This window comes from Rhodococcus sp. PAE-6, from assembly GCF_025290685.1.
Lineage (GTDB): Bacteria > Actinomycetota > Actinomycetes > Mycobacteriales > Mycobacteriaceae > Rhodococcus > Rhodococcus pyridinivorans.
In genome coordinates, this window is the sequence record NZ_JAOCLZ010000002.1 from 345,220 (window position 1) to 360,136 (window position 14,917).

The 14,917-nt window shown below is 67.4% G+C and carries 14 protein-coding genes; 7 read left to right on the forward strand and 7 right to left on the reverse strand.

The genetic code is table 11. The annotated features are described in order from the left end of the window. Nucleotides 1-77: 77 nt before the first annotated feature. Complete coding sequence (locus tag NVV99_RS06155; RefSeq protein ID WP_024103054.1) at nt 78-2,501, forward strand: ATP-dependent Clp protease ATP-binding subunit; 2,424 nt, start codon at nt 78-80, stop codon at nt 2,499-2,501. Between the two features lie 64 nt (nt 2,502-2,565). Here NVV99_RS06155 and NVV99_RS06160 read toward each other — a convergent pair whose 3' ends face one another. Continuing rightward, on the reverse strand, nt 2,566-3,900 hold the full coding sequence (locus NVV99_RS06160) for a phosphotransferase (RefSeq protein WP_242411759.1): 1,335 nt from the start codon (nt 3,898-3,900) through the stop codon (nt 2,566-2,568). Nucleotides 3,901-3,956: 56 nt separating this feature from the next. Then, on the reverse strand, nt 3,957-5,780 hold the full coding sequence (treS, locus tag NVV99_RS06165) for a maltose alpha-D-glucosyltransferase (protein ID WP_024103056.1): 1,824 nt from the start codon (nt 5,778-5,780) through the stop codon (nt 3,957-3,959). Between the two features lie 125 nt (nt 5,781-5,905). Here treS and NVV99_RS06170 point away from each other — a divergent pair, with 125 nt between their 5' ends. Both NVV99_RS06170 and NVV99_RS06175 read left to right on the forward strand, forming a co-directional pair. Continuing rightward, complete coding sequence (locus NVV99_RS06170; protein ID WP_024103057.1) at nt 5,906-7,090, forward strand: acyl-CoA dehydrogenase family protein; 1,185 nt, start codon at nt 5,906-5,908, stop codon at nt 7,088-7,090. Nucleotides 7,091-7,238: 148 nt separating this feature from the next. Beyond that, the gene (locus tag NVV99_RS06175) at nt 7,239-7,418 is read left to right on the forward strand and encodes an ANTAR domain-containing protein (protein ID WP_228044897.1); all 180 of its coding nucleotides are present in this window, start codon (nt 7,239-7,241) and stop codon (nt 7,416-7,418) included. Here the strand turns inward: NVV99_RS06175 and NVV99_RS06180 are convergent. Together NVV99_RS06180 and NVV99_RS06185 are read right to left on the reverse strand one after the other, a co-directional pair. Beyond that, nucleotides 7,360-7,821: a PPOX class F420-dependent oxidoreductase gene (locus tag NVV99_RS06180; protein WP_024103058.1), complete on the reverse strand. Its 462-nt coding sequence runs from the start codon at nt 7,819-7,821 to the stop codon at nt 7,360-7,362. The genes NVV99_RS06175 and NVV99_RS06180 overlap by 59 nt on opposite strands. Before the next feature lie 23 nt (nt 7,822-7,844). Continuing rightward, on the reverse strand, nt 7,845-8,249 hold the full coding sequence (locus tag NVV99_RS06185; protein ID WP_024103059.1) for an SRPBCC family protein: 405 nt from the start codon (nt 8,247-8,249) through the stop codon (nt 7,845-7,847). Between the two features lie 99 nt (nt 8,250-8,348). Here NVV99_RS06185 and NVV99_RS27250 point away from each other — a divergent pair, with 99 nt between their 5' ends. The 3 genes from NVV99_RS27250 (at nt 8,349) to NVV99_RS06195 (ending at nt 10,870) form a co-directional block, all read left to right on the forward strand. After that, on the forward strand, nt 8,349-8,573 hold the full coding sequence (locus NVV99_RS27250; RefSeq protein WP_080678596.1) for a GPR1/FUN34/YaaH family transporter: 225 nt from the start codon (nt 8,349-8,351) through the stop codon (nt 8,571-8,573). Between the two features lie 233 nt (nt 8,574-8,806). Then, nucleotides 8,807-9,904, forward strand: a complete 1,098-nt coding sequence (locus NVV99_RS06190; RefSeq protein WP_006551720.1) for a 3-deoxy-7-phosphoheptulonate synthase — start codon at nt 8,807-8,809, stop codon at nt 9,902-9,904. Nucleotides 9,905-9,985: 81 nt separating this feature from the next. After that, nucleotides 9,986-10,870 (forward strand): glycosyltransferase family 2 protein, encoded by an 885-nt coding sequence (locus tag NVV99_RS06195; protein ID WP_024103060.1) that lies wholly within the window; start codon nt 9,986-9,988, stop codon nt 10,868-10,870. A gap of 64 nt (nt 10,871-10,934) precedes the next feature. Here the strand turns inward: NVV99_RS06195 and thpD are convergent, their stop codons facing one another. The 3 genes from thpD to NVV99_RS06210 all read right to left on the reverse strand — a co-directional run bounded on the left by thpD (nt 10,935) and on the right by NVV99_RS06210 (nt 14,217). Beyond that, nucleotides 10,935-11,825 (reverse strand): ectoine hydroxylase, encoded by an 891-nt coding sequence (gene thpD, locus NVV99_RS06200; RefSeq protein WP_024103061.1) that lies wholly within the window; start codon nt 11,823-11,825, stop codon nt 10,935-10,937. 193 nt (nt 11,826-12,018) lie between these two features. Continuing rightward, the gene (locus NVV99_RS06205) at nt 12,019-13,023 is read right to left on the reverse strand and encodes an AraC family transcriptional regulator (RefSeq protein ID WP_006551717.1); all 1,005 of its coding nucleotides are present in this window, start codon (nt 13,021-13,023) and stop codon (nt 12,019-12,021) included. Then, nucleotides 13,024-14,217 (reverse strand): pyridoxal phosphate-dependent aminotransferase, encoded by a 1,194-nt coding sequence (locus tag NVV99_RS06210; RefSeq protein WP_024103062.1) that lies wholly within the window; start codon nt 14,215-14,217, stop codon nt 13,024-13,026. 112 nt (nt 14,218-14,329) lie between these two features. Between NVV99_RS06210 and NVV99_RS06215 the strand changes: the two genes are divergently transcribed. Next, complete coding sequence (locus tag NVV99_RS06215) at nt 14,330-14,914, forward strand: carboxymuconolactone decarboxylase family protein (protein WP_006551714.1); 585 nt, start codon at nt 14,330-14,332, stop codon at nt 14,912-14,914. Nucleotides 14,915-14,917 lie beyond the last annotated feature (3 nt).

The window sequence follows — 14,917 nt, forward strand, 5'->3', positions numbered from 1 at the left end:
TTCAATGTGGGAATTGAGAGCACTCTGGGCACGTTAGTTGAGTGAGAATGGCTCAAGTTCGACAGAAAGGCTTCGGAATGCCGGCATTCTTCGGACCTGGTGGCCCCGGCCGAATCGACATCACACGTTTCATGAGCCGCGGTACCCAGGATCTCCTCGCCCACGCAGCGCGCTACGCCACCGACCGTGGTGACGCGGAACTCGACGTGCTGCACCTCCTCCGCGCGATGGCGGAGCAGGATCCCTCCCGCACGGTCATGATGCGCGCCGGAGCCGACCCCGCCGACGTCGCTGCCGCCGTCGACCAGCGGCTGCCGCAGAGCCGCCCCGGTGAGGCCGTCTCCGCACCCGCACTGACCGGTGCCGTGAAGACCGCGCTCCTCGAAGCGCACCAGCTCTCGCGTGCGCTCGGCTCCACCTACATCGACCCCGAGCACCTGTTCTTCACGCTCGCGGCCGACCAGACCCGCGCTCCCGGACGCCTGCTGGCGTCGCTGGGCGTGACGCCGCAGTCGTTGCAGACCGCGTTGCAACCCACCCCCGCAGCTCCCGTCGCCGAGGAGACCCCGACGCCGACGCTCGACAAGTTCGGCGTCGACCTCACCGAGCGGGCTCGCGGCGGCGGCATCGACCCCGTCATCGGCCGTGCCGACGAGATCGAGCAGACGATCGAGATCCTCGCCCGACGCACCAAGAACAACCCGGTGCTCGTCGGTGAGGCCGGCGTCGGCAAGACCGCCATCGTCGAAGGACTCGCCCAGCGCATCGTCGACGGCGACGTCCCGGACATCCTGCAGGACAAGCGGATCGTCCAGCTCGACCTGACGGCGATGGTCGCCGGAACCCGCTACCGGGGCGACTTCGAGGAACGCCTCACCGCGGCGCTCGACGAGATCACCGCCCAGCAGGGCAAGCTCATCGTCTTCATCGACGAGATCCACACCGTCGTCGGCGCGGGCGCCGGCAACGAGGGCGCGATGGACGCGGCGAACATCCTCAAGCCGAAGCTCGCCCGCGGTGAACTGCACGTCGTCGGTGCGACCACCCTCGACGAGTACCGCAAGCACATCGAGAAGGATCCTGCGCTCGAACGTCGTTTCCAGCCGGTCACGGTCGACGAGCCCGCCCGCGACGACGCCGTCGCGATCCTGAAGGGTCTCGCCGATCGGTACGCCGAGTTCCACAAGGTCCGGTACACCGACGAAGCGCTCGAAGCGGCCGTCGACCTGTCGATGCGGTACCTGCCCGACCGGCACCTGCCGGACAAGGCGATCGACCTCGTCGACCAGGCCGGTGCACGACTGCGCCTGCGGGTGCCGCGCACCGACGTGACCGAACTGCGTTCGCGGCTGGACGAACTCGAAGCCGAGAAGGACCGCGCGGTCGAGGCCGAACAGTACGAGGAAGCCTCGCGCATCCGCGACGAGATCCTGCGCATCCAGGCGCGGATCGATGGTGGTGAGGGCGACGGCGAGGGAACTCCCACCGTCGACCCCGAGCTGATCGCCGAGATCGTCTCGCGGGCCACCGGGGTCCCCGCCTCGCAGATGACCCGTGCCGAGAAGGAGAGGCTGCGCACTCTCGAGGACGAGCTGCACAAGCGCGTCGTCGGGCAGGACGAAGCCGTCCACGCCGTGGCACGCGCCGTGCGGCGCAGCCGCTCCGGCATGAGCGACCCGCGTCGTCCGGTGGGCAGCTTCCTGTTCCTCGGTCCCACCGGCGTCGGCAAGACCGAGCTCGCGAAGGCACTCGCCGAGGTCCTCTTCGGCGACGAGCGCACCATGCTGCGCGTCGACATGAGCGAGTTCGGCGAACGCCACACCGTGAGCCGTCTCGTCGGTGCCCCTCCCGGTTACGTCGGTTACGGCGAGGCCGGGCAGCTCACCGAACAGGTGCGTCGTCATCCCTACTCGGTGGTGCTGCTCGACGAGATCGAGAAGGCGCACCCGGACGTGTTCAACACGCTGCTGCAGGTCCTCGACGACGGTCGCCTCACCGACGGTGAGGGACGCACGGTGGACTTCACCAACACCGTCGTCATCATGACCAGCAACCTCGGTTCGGACATCATCTCGAGCCGCGGAGGCGCGCTCGGCTTCACCACCGGTGACGCCGAGGCGGCCGAGAAGCCGCTGCGCGACCGGGTCATGGGACGGCTGCGCGAATCGATGCGGCCGGAGTTCCTCAACCGCATCGACGAGATCGTGATGTTCCGCAAGCTCGACGACGACCAGCTGCACCGGATCACCGAGCTGCTGCTCGACGACAGCCGGAAGCGGCTGCAGAGCAAGGGGATCGATCTCGAGTTCACCGCCGACGCGGTGGCGTGGATCGCCCGCAACGGTCACCAGCCCGAGTTCGGTGCCCGTCCGTTGCGCCGCTCGATCTCCCGGGTGGTCGACGATCGCATCGCCGACATGCTGCTCGACGACGCGCTCGCCGAGGGCAACCGGGTCACGGCGGACGTCGTCGACGACGAACTGCTGCTCCAGGTCGGCTGACCCGCACGACGAGGAAGGGGAGAGATGCTACGGCATCTCTCCCCTTCCCGCGTTCGGGCGGTGGTCAGCGGGCGGTGAGACGACGGATCGCCTCGAGCGGCAGATGCAGCCACGAGGGACGGTGCCGTGCCTCGTAGACCACCTCGTAGACCGCCTTGTCGAGCTCGTAACCGCGCAGCAGGACGTCGGAGTTCCGCGGATCCGTGCCCGAGGCGGCCGCGTAGCCGTCGCAGAAGGCGGCACAGTTGCGTTCGGCCCACTCCCGGGCACGGAACTCCCGCTGCGACTCCACCGCCGTGCCCTGTTCGGATTCGCGGATCGAGTGGTGCGCGGCGTAGTCGAACGACCGCAGCATTCCCGCCACGTCCCGGAACGGACTGTCGGGTTTGCGGCGCTCCTCGAGGGACTTCGCGGGTTCGCCCTCGAAGTCGATGAGCAACCAGCGCTCTGGGGTGCGCAGCACCTGCCCGAGATGCAGGTCGCCGTGGATGCGGTGCACCGGAACCTGACCCAGCGCCGCGACCTCCTCGAACCGGGCCCGGACCGCGTCGGTGAGTTCGGCGAGCTCGGGGACCTCGGCCGCTGCACCCTCGAGCCGACGGATCATGCCCTCGGCCAGTTCGGCGGCGGCGCGCTCGTCGGTGCCGAGCGCGGAGCCGAGATGGGCGTGCACATCCGCCACGGCCGCACCGATGCGATGGGATTCCCCGGCGAAGTCGGTGCCCACCTCGTCGGCGCGCAGGTCTCCTTCGAGGAGCAGGTCCCGGACACTGCCGAGCGCCATCGACCAGCCGTCGGCCGAGTTCGCCGCGAAGTCCTGCACCATCGCCAGCGTGGTGCGGACCCCGTCGACCTCCGCTTCGATCCACGCGCGGATCGGGGCGATCGACCGGCATCCGTCCTCACCGAGTGCGAGCGGCAGCTCGACGTCCGGATTGATGCCGAGCGTGAGCCGACGGAACATCTTGAGCAGCAACTTCTCTCCGAGGACCACCGAGGTGTTGGACTGCTCCGCGCTCAGCGCGCGCCCACGCAGGCCCGGTTCGATGACCGCGCCCGGCACGGTGTGGAGATCCACCGGGCCGGCGGGGGTGCCGCTCGCCAGATTGCGCGAGTACCGGTCGAGGATCTCCTGATCGCGGAGGCCGTCGTAGACGTGCAGGCCGTGGTCGTGGGAGTCGTCGGGGCCGACCACGCTCCACGACTGCAGTTCCTCGGGGAGATGGGAACGGAAACCGAGGGGCACCTGATAGATCTGGTCCGCGGTCGAGTCGAACGAGACCTTCACGATCAGGTGGTCGGCCCCGAAACCGGGCTCTTCCACGAGCGGATGACGCAGGACGACACCGATCCCGGTGATGGTGTGGCCCTTGGCCGCGAACCATCGCTGGTGCGGCATCCATTCGCGCAGGTCCTCGACGAGCCGTTCGTCCGGGTAGAGCTCGTTGTTGGTCGTCACGGCTGCACCGCCGCTTCCGCTTCGCTGCTCACCGGGTGTTCGCCCGGTCCCTCCTTCGACGGATCGGGTTGCAGGGCGAACCAGAAGAATCCGTGACCGGGCAGGGTGATCATGTAACCCTCCTCCGTGATCGTCGGGAACGGGACGGACCCGGTCAGCTCCACCGGGATCCACCCGGCGAAACGCGACAGATCGAGGACGACCGCCTGCGGATAGCGCGACAGGTTGTTCACGCACAGGATGACGTCGCTGTAGTTGCGTTCCGGGCCGGGCGACATCTCGCGCAGATAGGACAGGATCGCGGGATTCGCGCTGCCGAGTTCGGTGAACGAGGCCTTGCCGAAGGCCGGATGCTGCTTGCGGACCTGGATCATGCGACGCGTCCAGTGCAGCAGCGAGTTCGTCGAGTTCATCTGCGATTCGACGTTGACCGCCTGGTACCCGTAGGTGGGATCCATGATCACCGGCAGGTACAGCCGGCCCGGGTCGGCGCGGGAGAAGCCCGCGTTGCGGTCGGGGGTCCACTGCATCGGGGTCCGCACCGCGTCGCGGTCGCCGAGCCAGATGTTGTCGCCCATGCCGATCTCGTCGCCGTAGTACAGGACGGGGGAGCCCGGCAGGCTCAGCAACAGAGCGGTGAAGAGCTCGAGCTGGTTGCGGTCGTTCTCCAGCAACGGCGCCAGACGACGGCGGATGCCGATGTTGGCGCGCATCCGCGGGTCGGTGACGTACTCGGCGTACATGTAGTCGCGTTCCTCGTCCGTCACCATCTCGAGGGTCAGCTCGTCGTGGTTGCGGAGGAAGATGCCCCACTGGGCGGTCTTCGGGATCGGCGGGGTCTGGGCGAGGATCTCCGAGATCGGGAAACGGTTCTGTCGCCGCACCGCCATGAAGATGCGCGGCATCAGCGGGAAGTGGAAGGCCATGTGGCACTCGTCGCCGATCTCGGGTTCGCCGAAGTACTCGACGACGTCGGTGGGCCACTGGTTCGCCTCCGCCAGCATTACCCGGCCGGGATATTCGGCATCCATCACCGCACGGCACTTCTTGAGGAAGGCGTGCGTCTCGGGGAGGTTCTCGCAGTTGGTCCCCTCGCGCTCGAACAGATAGGGGACCGCGTCGAGGCGGAACCCGTCGATGCCGAGATCGAGCCAGAAGCGCAGGACGTCGAGCATCGCGTCCTGTACTTCGGGGTTGTCGTAGTTCAGGTCGGGCTGGTGCGAGAAGAACCGGTGCCAGTAGTACTGCTTGCGCACCGGATCCCACGTCCAGTTGGACGTCTCGGTGTCGACGAAGATGATGCGGGCTTCCTGGTATCGGTCGTCGACATCCGACCACACGTAGAAGTCGCCGTACGGCCCGTCGGGGTCGCTCCGGGATTCCTGGAACCACGCGTGCGTGTCGGACGTGTGGTTCATGACGAGGTCGGTGATGACGCGGATACCGCGTTTGTGCGCCTCGTCGAGGAAGGTGACGAAGTCCTCGACCGTGCCGAATTCCGGTAGCACCGCCCGGAAGTCGCGGATGTCGTAGCCGCCGTCGCGGAGCGGTGAATCGTAGAAGGGCGGCAGCCAGATGCAGTCGGCGCCGAGCCATGCGATGTAGTCGAGTTTCTCGGTCAGCCCCCGTAGGTCGCCGGTGCCGTCGTTGTTCGAGTCGTTGAAAGCGCGGGCGAGAACCTCGTAGAACACCGCGGTCTTGAACCAGTCCGGGTCGACGGGCAGGCTGCGCGCATGGGCGAAGTCCTCCGCCCGGCTCTCGACGAGATGACCGTCTTCGGTGTGTTCGTATTCGGGTACTCGGTCGGACGGATCCGGCATGGCACCTCCGTGCTCGTCGCGTCGCAGGATGGACTCGCCCCAGAATGCCCCGGCGGACGGATTTCCACACCCGGACCGGACGGAACGCTATGTGAGTGCACGTGTGCGCCGATAGATTGGCGGGCATGACTGCGAACCGGCCCGAAGGGCGGGTGGCCGAGCTGTGCACCCGCATGCGTTGGTTCATCGACGACGAGGTGATTCCTCTCGAACCCGTCCTGAGCCGTCACGACGACAAGGCCGCCGAGGCGCTCGTCGGGCTGAAGGCCAGGGCGAAGGAACTCGGGCTGTGGGCCCTGGGGCATCCCGAGGAGATGGGAGGGGGCGGGGTTCCCTTCCTCGACTTCGTCTACCTCAACGAGATCATCGGCCGCTCCGAGTACGGTCAGCTCGCGGTGGGATCGGTGTCCATGCAGGACGCCCTGATGATCCAGCGGCACGGCACCGCCGAACAACGCGAGCGCTGGATCCCAGGGCTCGTCTCCGGCGACATCCTGCCCTCTGTCGGCATGACCGAGCCGGAGGTGGCGGGATCCGACCCCGTGCTCGTGCAGACCACCGCCCGGCTCGAGAACGGCGAATGGGTGATCGACGGGCACAAGTGGTTCACCACCGGCGCCGCGCAGGCCGGCTACTGCACGGTCTTCGCCCGGACCGAACCCGAGTCGACTCCGCTGCACCGCAGCATCAGCGCGATCATCGTGCCCATCGACACCCCCGGACTCGAGATCGTGCGGGCGATCCCCACGATGGGGCACGACCCGAGCGATCACTACGAGGTGCGGTACGACGGTGCGCGCGTTCCCGAGGAGAACGTGCTCGGTGAACGCGGCAACGGCTTCGTCGTCGCGCAGGACCGGCTCGGGCCGGGACGGATCTTCCACTGCATGCGGTGGCTCGGCCAGGCCCAACGGGCCTTCGAACTCATGTGTGCGCGCGCCAACTCCCGCTTCGCCCACGGATCGCTGCTCGCCGAGAAGGGTGAGATCCAGCGCTACATCGCCGAATCCGCCGCCGACATCCAGGCCGCCCGTCTGATGACGCTGGACGCCGCGCGGGTGATGGATGCGGGGGAGGACGTCCGGGTCCGGATCGGGCTCATCAAGTTCCGCGGCGCGCAGATGCTGCACGATGTCGTCGACCGTGCGATCCAGGTGTACGGGGCGCTCGGTCTCACCGCCGACACGCCGCTCGAGGGGATGTACCGGCGGGCGCGCTACGCCCGTATCTACGACGGCCCCGACGAGGTGCACCGGATGTCCACGGCACGGCGGATGCTGCGCGACCCGGAACGCGTGCCGTGGCGGTAGACCGCCGGCCGCTCGTGACCAATGCGACCTGCTCTTCGCACTAGGATTCTTCGGCACGCCGGGAGGTCGATGCAAGTATGTGGCGTGGCATCGGGGGAGGTCGGCAACAGGGAGCGGTCGAGCGGCGCACGGCCCGAAGGGTGATCTCATGGAACGCTTCGCGGTGGGTGCCGACGATGCGTTCGTCCTGCTCCGGAAGTTGTCCGAGGAACGCAACGTGCCCCTGCGACGGATCGCGGGGCACGTGGTCGACGCGGGCGGTGAGGTATCTATGCCAGTTCGGGTGGGAAGCCTCCCGTGGCCACCGGGCTCCAGCGGGTCGGGGTGATCCGGATCAGCGACTTGCCCTGATCGCGCATGGCCTGCCGGTACTCGTCCCAGTCCGAATGTTCCCCGGCGATGTTGCGGAAGTACTCGACGAGCGGTTCGACGTCGTCGTGGGCATCGATCACCTCCGCGGTTCCGTCGACCTGCACCCACGCGTCGTTCCAGTCGTCGGACAGCACGACGACACCGACCTCGGGCCGGCTGCGGGCGTTGCGGGTCTTGGCGCGCCGGGGATAGGTCGCGATCACGATGCGTCCGCGGTCGTCGACGCCGCCGGTGACGGGGGAGGCCTGCGGTGTGCCGTCGTCGCGTTGCGTCATGAGGATCATTCGGTGCCGGGGCCGGACGAAGTCCAGCAGTTCCTGCAGGCCGACTGCGGTGTTGGTGGCGATCTTGCGGGCCATTCACGTTCTCCTGTTCCGAAGGGTCACGACTCGAGGAGCGCCGCGAGTCGCGCGAGGTCCTCTTCCACCATGCGCGTGTCGCGGTCGAACTCGTCGTCGGTCAGTTCGATCTGCCGGACGGTGAGGACGACTTCGGCACCGTCCGGATGGGGGAGTACCCGCATCGGGTTGTGCACCGTCGTACCCGACGGCAGTGTCACCTCGTGGTCGAGCACCCCGTAATCGTTGGCGCCGACGAACCGCACGGTGACCTCGCCCATCGGGGAGTCCGCGACGAGGGCGTCGCCGATCCGCCGCACCTCGCTTTGTGCCAGACCGGCCGCCCACTTCGGCAGGTTGTCGGGATCCGCGGCGAACTCGTAGACCCGGCGCGGTGGGCATCGGACGACCCGAGCGACATGGCGGCTGCGGACGACGTGCGTGCTCATGCTCGCCACATTAGAAGTTCGGGAGGTCGATCGCCGCCGGAATGTGGGAGTTCCTGAAGCACAACGTCTTCGGAGCGACGGCGTTCAGCCGGTACCCGGATCGGCGCGGCCCTCTTCGTCACCTTCTCGGTACTCCTCGCCGTCTTCGTCTTCGTCTTCGTCTTCGTCTTCCTCGCCCTCGGAGCGCTACTGGAGCAGACCGGTCCGACGAGGGTCGGGGGTTATTTCGGGCTCGCCGCTGCCGCCGGCGCCTGGTACACCTCCGCTGCCGGGGTGCTGAGCACGACCTTCGGGCGTGTCGTCCTGCCCACGGGCCCACGCTGACGGGGCACCTCTTCGTTCCCGTGCGGGGGCGGTTTGACAGGCGCATCGGCCGTCCTGGTACAGTCCGTGGCTATGCAGCGTGCATATTTCTGGTTTAGCAGGCCGGCCCGGGGTGGGTCGGTCGGCGTGACCGCGCGCTGACTTCTTCACCTACGAGCCGGATCCAGACCGGCTCGTCGGAATCTCAGGTTCTCTCGGGTCGGAATCCGAACCACCGAGAACAGGAATCATCGATGAGCCCCAGCACCGGAACCGCGACCACCGGAATCTCCACGTCGAATCTCGACGAACAGCGCACCGTCAAGGTCAGCCCTCTCGTCGCACCCTCCGAGATCCGTGCCGAGTACGCACCCGACGCCGTCGTCGCAGCGACCGTCCGTTCGGGCCGCGCCGGCACCGTCGACATCCTGAACGGCACCGACGACCGTCTCGTCGTCGTGGTCGGCCCCTGCTCCGTGCACGACCCCGCCGCCGCGATGGACTACGCGCGCCGTCTGGCCGCCAAGGCCGAGGAGCTGCGCGACGACCTGCACGTCGTGATGCGTGTGTACTTCGAGAAGCCGCGCACCACGCTCGGGTGGAAGGGCCTGCTCAACGACCCGCACCTCGACGGCACCTTCGATATCAACACCGGCCTGCGCATCGGCCGCAAGCTGCTGCTCGACGTCTCCGGTCTCGGCCTGCCCGTCGGCTGCGAGTTCCTCGACCCGATCCTTCCGCAGTACTACGCCGACCTGGTCACCTACGGAGCCATCGGCGCCCGCACCGCCGCGAGTCAGGTTCACCGCCAGCTGTGCAGCGCGCTGTCCATGCCCGTCGGCATCAAGAACTCCACCGAAGGTGACGTGCAGGTCGCGGTCGACGGCACCCGTGCCGCAGCGGCCAGCCACGTCTTCCCCGGCACCGACCTCGACGGTCAGGCCGCGCTGATCGAGACCGTAGGCAACCCGGACTGCCACGTCATCCTGCGCGGTGGCAGCGCGGGACCGAACTACGACGCCGAGACCGTGGCCGACACGATGGCCCGCCTGCGCAAGGCCGGTCTGCCCGAGCGTGTCGTCATCGACGCAAGCCACGGCAACAGCCGCAAGGACCACAACAAGCAGGTCGACGTCGTCACCGATGTCGCCGAGCGCATCGAGGCCGGCGAGAAGGGCATAGTCGGACTGATGCTCGAGAGCTTCATCGAGGCGGGACGTCAGGACCTCACCCTCGGCGAGGCCGACAAGCTCGACTACGGCAAGTCGATCACCGACGCGTGCATCGACTGGGACACCACCGCCGCGCAGCTCGACCGCCTCGCGCAGGCCGTGCGCACCCGTCGCGGCTGAACAGTCTGCGGCGCGAAGGGCCGGCGGAGTCGTCAGCGATGACGAACCGCCGGCTCTCGTCGGTCCGGTAGCGTCGTTTCCATGACTACGAACAGGTTGTCGATCGTCGTGCCGGCCCACAACGAGGAGCGTTACATCGCGAAATGCCTTGCGGCGCTGCTCGCCCAGAAGTCGGAGCTCCACGAAATCCTGGTCGTTGACAACAATTCGACCGATCGCACCGCGCAGATCGTCGAAGCCATCGCCGCCGGCGAGCCCCTCGTGCGACGGGTCGTCGAGCCAAGACCGGGTGTCGCATTCGCGCGCAATGCCGGATACGACGCGGCCACAGGAGATCTCATCGGACGGATCGATGCGGACACGCGGGTTCGTCCCGATTGGGCGCACACCGTCCGCAGTTTTTTCGCCCGCGACGACACCGCCGAGGTGGGAGCGATCAGCGGACTCAGCAACTCCTACGATTCCCCCTACCGCAGGCTCAAACAGTGGTACATCGACAAACGGGTCGCGCAAGGAACATTCGGCGGGGAACGGCGGATCGACAATCTGCACGGCGCGAACATGGCGCTGCGACGCTCGGCGTGGGAGCGTGTCCGGGAGGTCGTCAGTACGGACCCGAGAATCCACGAGGATCTGGACCTGGCACTGTGTCTGCGCGAGGCGGACATCGAGATCGCCCAGCTGACCGATCTGTACGCCGACCTGTCGCCGCGTCGGGCCTACACCCCGCCCCGTGAGTACGCGGCCTATATCCAGTCGGGAATCGACACCTTCGAACTGCACGGCCGCCTGACGCCGGAGATCCTCAGGCTCATCCGTCTACAGTCACGTCTCCACGTCCTCGTGTATGCGGCATACCGGTCCTACAACCCCGACCTGGGCAGATTCACCCTCCGGCGAGCGATCTTCGGCTCCGGCGGACGTGCGATGCCGATCGACACGAAGGGCCGCACGCCGTCCCCCTGACGACGGGTGGCCGGGACGCCGCAGGACCGTCCCGGCCACCATCGTGGGATCTTCTCGCCTCAGGTCACCTCAGCGGCGTGAAATCGCGGCTGCCGAGATAGGGCGGACGCGGCCTCGAGGCGGCGAACGGCTCGACGAGCGTGTTCTCGACGCTGTTGAACACGACGAACAGATTCGAGCGCGGGAACGGCGTGATGTTCCCGTTGGAACCGTGCATGCAGTTCGAATCGAAGACCGTCGCCGACCCCGCCGGGCCGGTGAAGGTCGCGATACCGTGCTCGGCGGCCAAACGGGTGAGGGTGTCCTCGTCGGGCGAACCTGTCGGCGGAACGTGGGTGACCAGCGACTCCCGGTAGTAGTCGTCGGGCGTCTCACCGGCACACGAAACATACGTCTTGTGCGAACCCGGCATGATCATCAGACCGCCGTTGTAGCCGTAATTCTCGGTGAGGGCGATCGAGATGCTCAGAGCACGCGGCTTGGGCATGCCGTCCTCTGCGTGCCACGTCTCGAAGTCCGAATGCCAGTAGAACGGTCCACCGCGGAAGCCGGGCTTGACGTTGAGCCGCGACTGGTGGACGTACACCTCGGATCCCAACAGTTGCCGTGCGATTCCGGCGATTTCGGGCCTGCGGACGATCGCGTCCACAAGATCGCTGAGCCGGTGCACGTCGAAGACCGAGCGGACGTCGCCGCTGCCCTTTTCGCGGACCACACGGTCGTCGTCGCCGAGTTCCCGGCCGAGTCGTGAGGTCTCCTCCAGAAGGTTCCCGACGTCGTGGGCGGCGAGAAGTCCTTCGGCGGTGTGGAACCCGCGGCGGTCGTACTCGATCACGGCCTCGGCGTCGAGCGGCCCGCCGGCAGCCGAACCCCAGACGACGGGATCCTTCCTCTCGACGGACTCGCAGGCGGTGCGACCGCGGGTCGGATAGTCGTCGCGAACGGTCGTGCGCATAGCTCGTAGATCACCCTCTCGAAAGTCGATGACGGTTCGCTTCCGACGTTCCCACTGAAAATGCAGGAATGCAAGCCGGGCCCCGACATGTCCGCGTACCGACTCCTCGCCCATAACTCCTGGTCGAATCGAGTTTCGTTCCGGAACCGGCCGGGTATCCGGCGGCGTCGCGACGGTCGGCAGCCGGCGCGCGTCAGCGGTGCTCTCGGTATGCGCGAGGGGTGTTTCCGGTCCACCTCTTGAACGCACGGCGGAAAGCGCTCGGCTCGGAGAAACCGAGCCGGGACGACAGATCGTCGACCGCTTCACCGCGTCTCAGGCCCGCGATCGCGAGGTCGCGGAGGACCTCCTCGCGCAACTGCCCCAGCGACGTGCCCTCCTGGCGGAGCAGGCGTCGCAGATGGGGAGGGCTCACCGCGAGCCTGCCGGCGATGTCCTCGGCGGTCGCCGTCCGGCCGTCGATGCCCGATTCGAAGATCCGCCGCACCTGGGACGACACCGTCGACTCGTATTCACGTTCGGAGAGAATGAGATTCGGAGAATCCCGCAGGTACTCCTCGAGTGATTCCTCGGTCTGCACGAGTGGCGACTTCAGTGCAGCATTGTCGATCTCGAGCGCGGCCCGTCCCGCACCGAAGGTCACCGGCACGCCGAAGATTGCGTCGTAACTGCGGGCCAGGACGGGATCGGGTTCGGTGTACGGCAGGAACACCGACCCGAGGGGGACACGCCCACCCACCAGCCACGCGGCGAAGCGGTGCAGCAGCATGAGAAGGAAATCCACCACCACGCGGGTCTTGTCGTCCACGACCTCCGGCAGTTCCACGTCCAGGAAGGTGGTGGACGCACCCGGGGTCAGGCTCAACTGCGGCAGGGACCGGATGACATGGTTCACCTCGATCATCCGTTGCAGAGCGTGGTCGAGATCGGGTCGGTGGATGAGGGTCAGGCACATAACCCGGAAGGTGCCGCGGGGCACGGGAGCCGCTGCGATGCCGAAGAGTTCGTCGTCGGTGATCTGCCAGACCACCTGCGTGAAACGACTGACCTGGGCGGGCGTGAGCCGGGCATGGGGATGGGTGAGCACCGCGCGGCTGATGCGTGCTGCCTCGAGGGCCGGTTGCAGATCGATGCCCTCCTCGGCTCCCACCTGTACCGCTCGCGACACGAAGTCCGACGGGATGGTCGGTCGCAACATCTAGCGCGCCTCCTGCAATCCGTTCAGACGTGCCACCGCTTCGGTGAGCACCTCGTCCCGTTTGCAGAACGCGAAGCGCACCAGATGGTTCCATGACGCGGTGTCGTCCACGAAGACGCTCACCGGTACCGCGGCCACCCCGATGCGGCCCGGAAGTTCCCGGCAGAAGGCCACCGCGTCGGTCCGGCCGAGGGGTGTCAGATCGGCGCACACGAAATACGTTCCGGCGGAGTCGAGCACTTTCAGGCCGGCCTCGGAGAGTGCGTGGGACAGGAACGTTCGCTTGCGCTCGAGGTCGGCGCGCATCGACGCGATCCATTCCTGTTCGTGCGTCAACGCATGTGCGACCGCCGGTTGGAAGGGCGCCCCACCGACGAACGTCATGAACTGTTTCGCGGCGCGCACCCCGTCGATCAGCTCGCGCGGGCCCATCGCCCACCCGATCTTCCATCCGGTGACGTTGAAGGTCTTGGCGGCACTCGAGACCGTGATCGTCCGTTCGGCCATGCCGGGCAACGATGCGAGCGGGATGTGCGTGCGGCCGTCGAAGACCAGATGCTCGTACACCTCGTCGGACAGCACCAGCAGTTCGCGTTCGCAGGCGAGCTCGGCCAGGGCGGTCAGCGCTTCACGGTCGTGGACGGTGCCGGTGGGATTGTGCGGGCTGTTGACGACCAGCATCCGTGTCCGGTCGGTGACGGCGGCGCGCAGGGCGTCGACGTCGAGCACGAAACCGTTCCCGGAACGGGTCAGCGGCACGGTCCGTCGCGTCGCGCCGGCGAGCGCCACCGAGGCCGCATACGAGTCGTAGTACGGCTCCGTGAGGAGCACCTCCTCTCCGGGTTCGACGAGCCCGAGGATGGCGGCGCTGATCGCCTCGGTGGCACCGACGGTGACGAGCACCTCGGATTCGGGGTCGTGGCGCAGGCCGTACCGTGCGGCGCGGTCGGCGGCGATCGCCTCGCGCAGGACCGGCATGCCGGACCCGGGCGGGTACTGGTTGACCCCCTCGGTGATGGCGCGGCGGGCGATCTCGAGCATTGCGGGCGGGCCGTCGACGTCGGGAAATCCCTGCCCGAGGTTGATCGCGCCGTGCCGGACGGCGAGTTCGGTCATCTCGGCGAAGATCGTCGATGCGAACGGTCGTAACCGGGAGACCGTACGAACTCGTCCCGAAGTCGTCGAATCAGCCATTCCTGCAGCGTAGCGCCCGCGGTGTCACATCCGTGAGGTCTGCCTCGTCTCCATGATGTAGGCCACCTCGAACCGGCGGAGTATCCGTCGGTCGCACCGGAAGGACACCGTCATGGCACGACTCGAAGCCGTCGCTCCCGACCGCACCGGTCCGATGACCCGTGCGATGTATGCGCTCGCCCGCCGCAGGTTCGGTTCGGTCCCCGAACCCTTCGCGGTGGCCGCGCACCATCCGCGGTTGATGCGTACGAGCGGAGTCCACGAGATGCTCGCCCAACGCGCCTCCACCGTCCTGCCCGCCGCGGTCCGGGAGATCGCCGTCTACCGCGTGGCGTGGACCGTCGGATGCTCGTGGTGCATCGACTTCGGGACGATGCTGCAGCGACTGGACGGACTCGACACCGAACGACTCGCCCACATCGCCGAGTACGAGACCTCCGATCTCTACAGCGACGACGAGAAAGCCGCGATCGCCTATGCCGATGCGATGACCGGCGACGTGGCGAAGGAGGTCACCGACGAACAGGTCGCCGACCTCGAGCGTCGTTTCGGGCCGGCGGGCGTCGTCGAACTCACCTATCAGATCGCGCTCGAGAACATGCGTGCGCGCATGAACTCGGCGCTGGGAATCCACGATCAGGGATTCAGCACGGACGCCTGCCGGGTACCCTGGGCCGACGAAGCCGGGAACGCATGACGA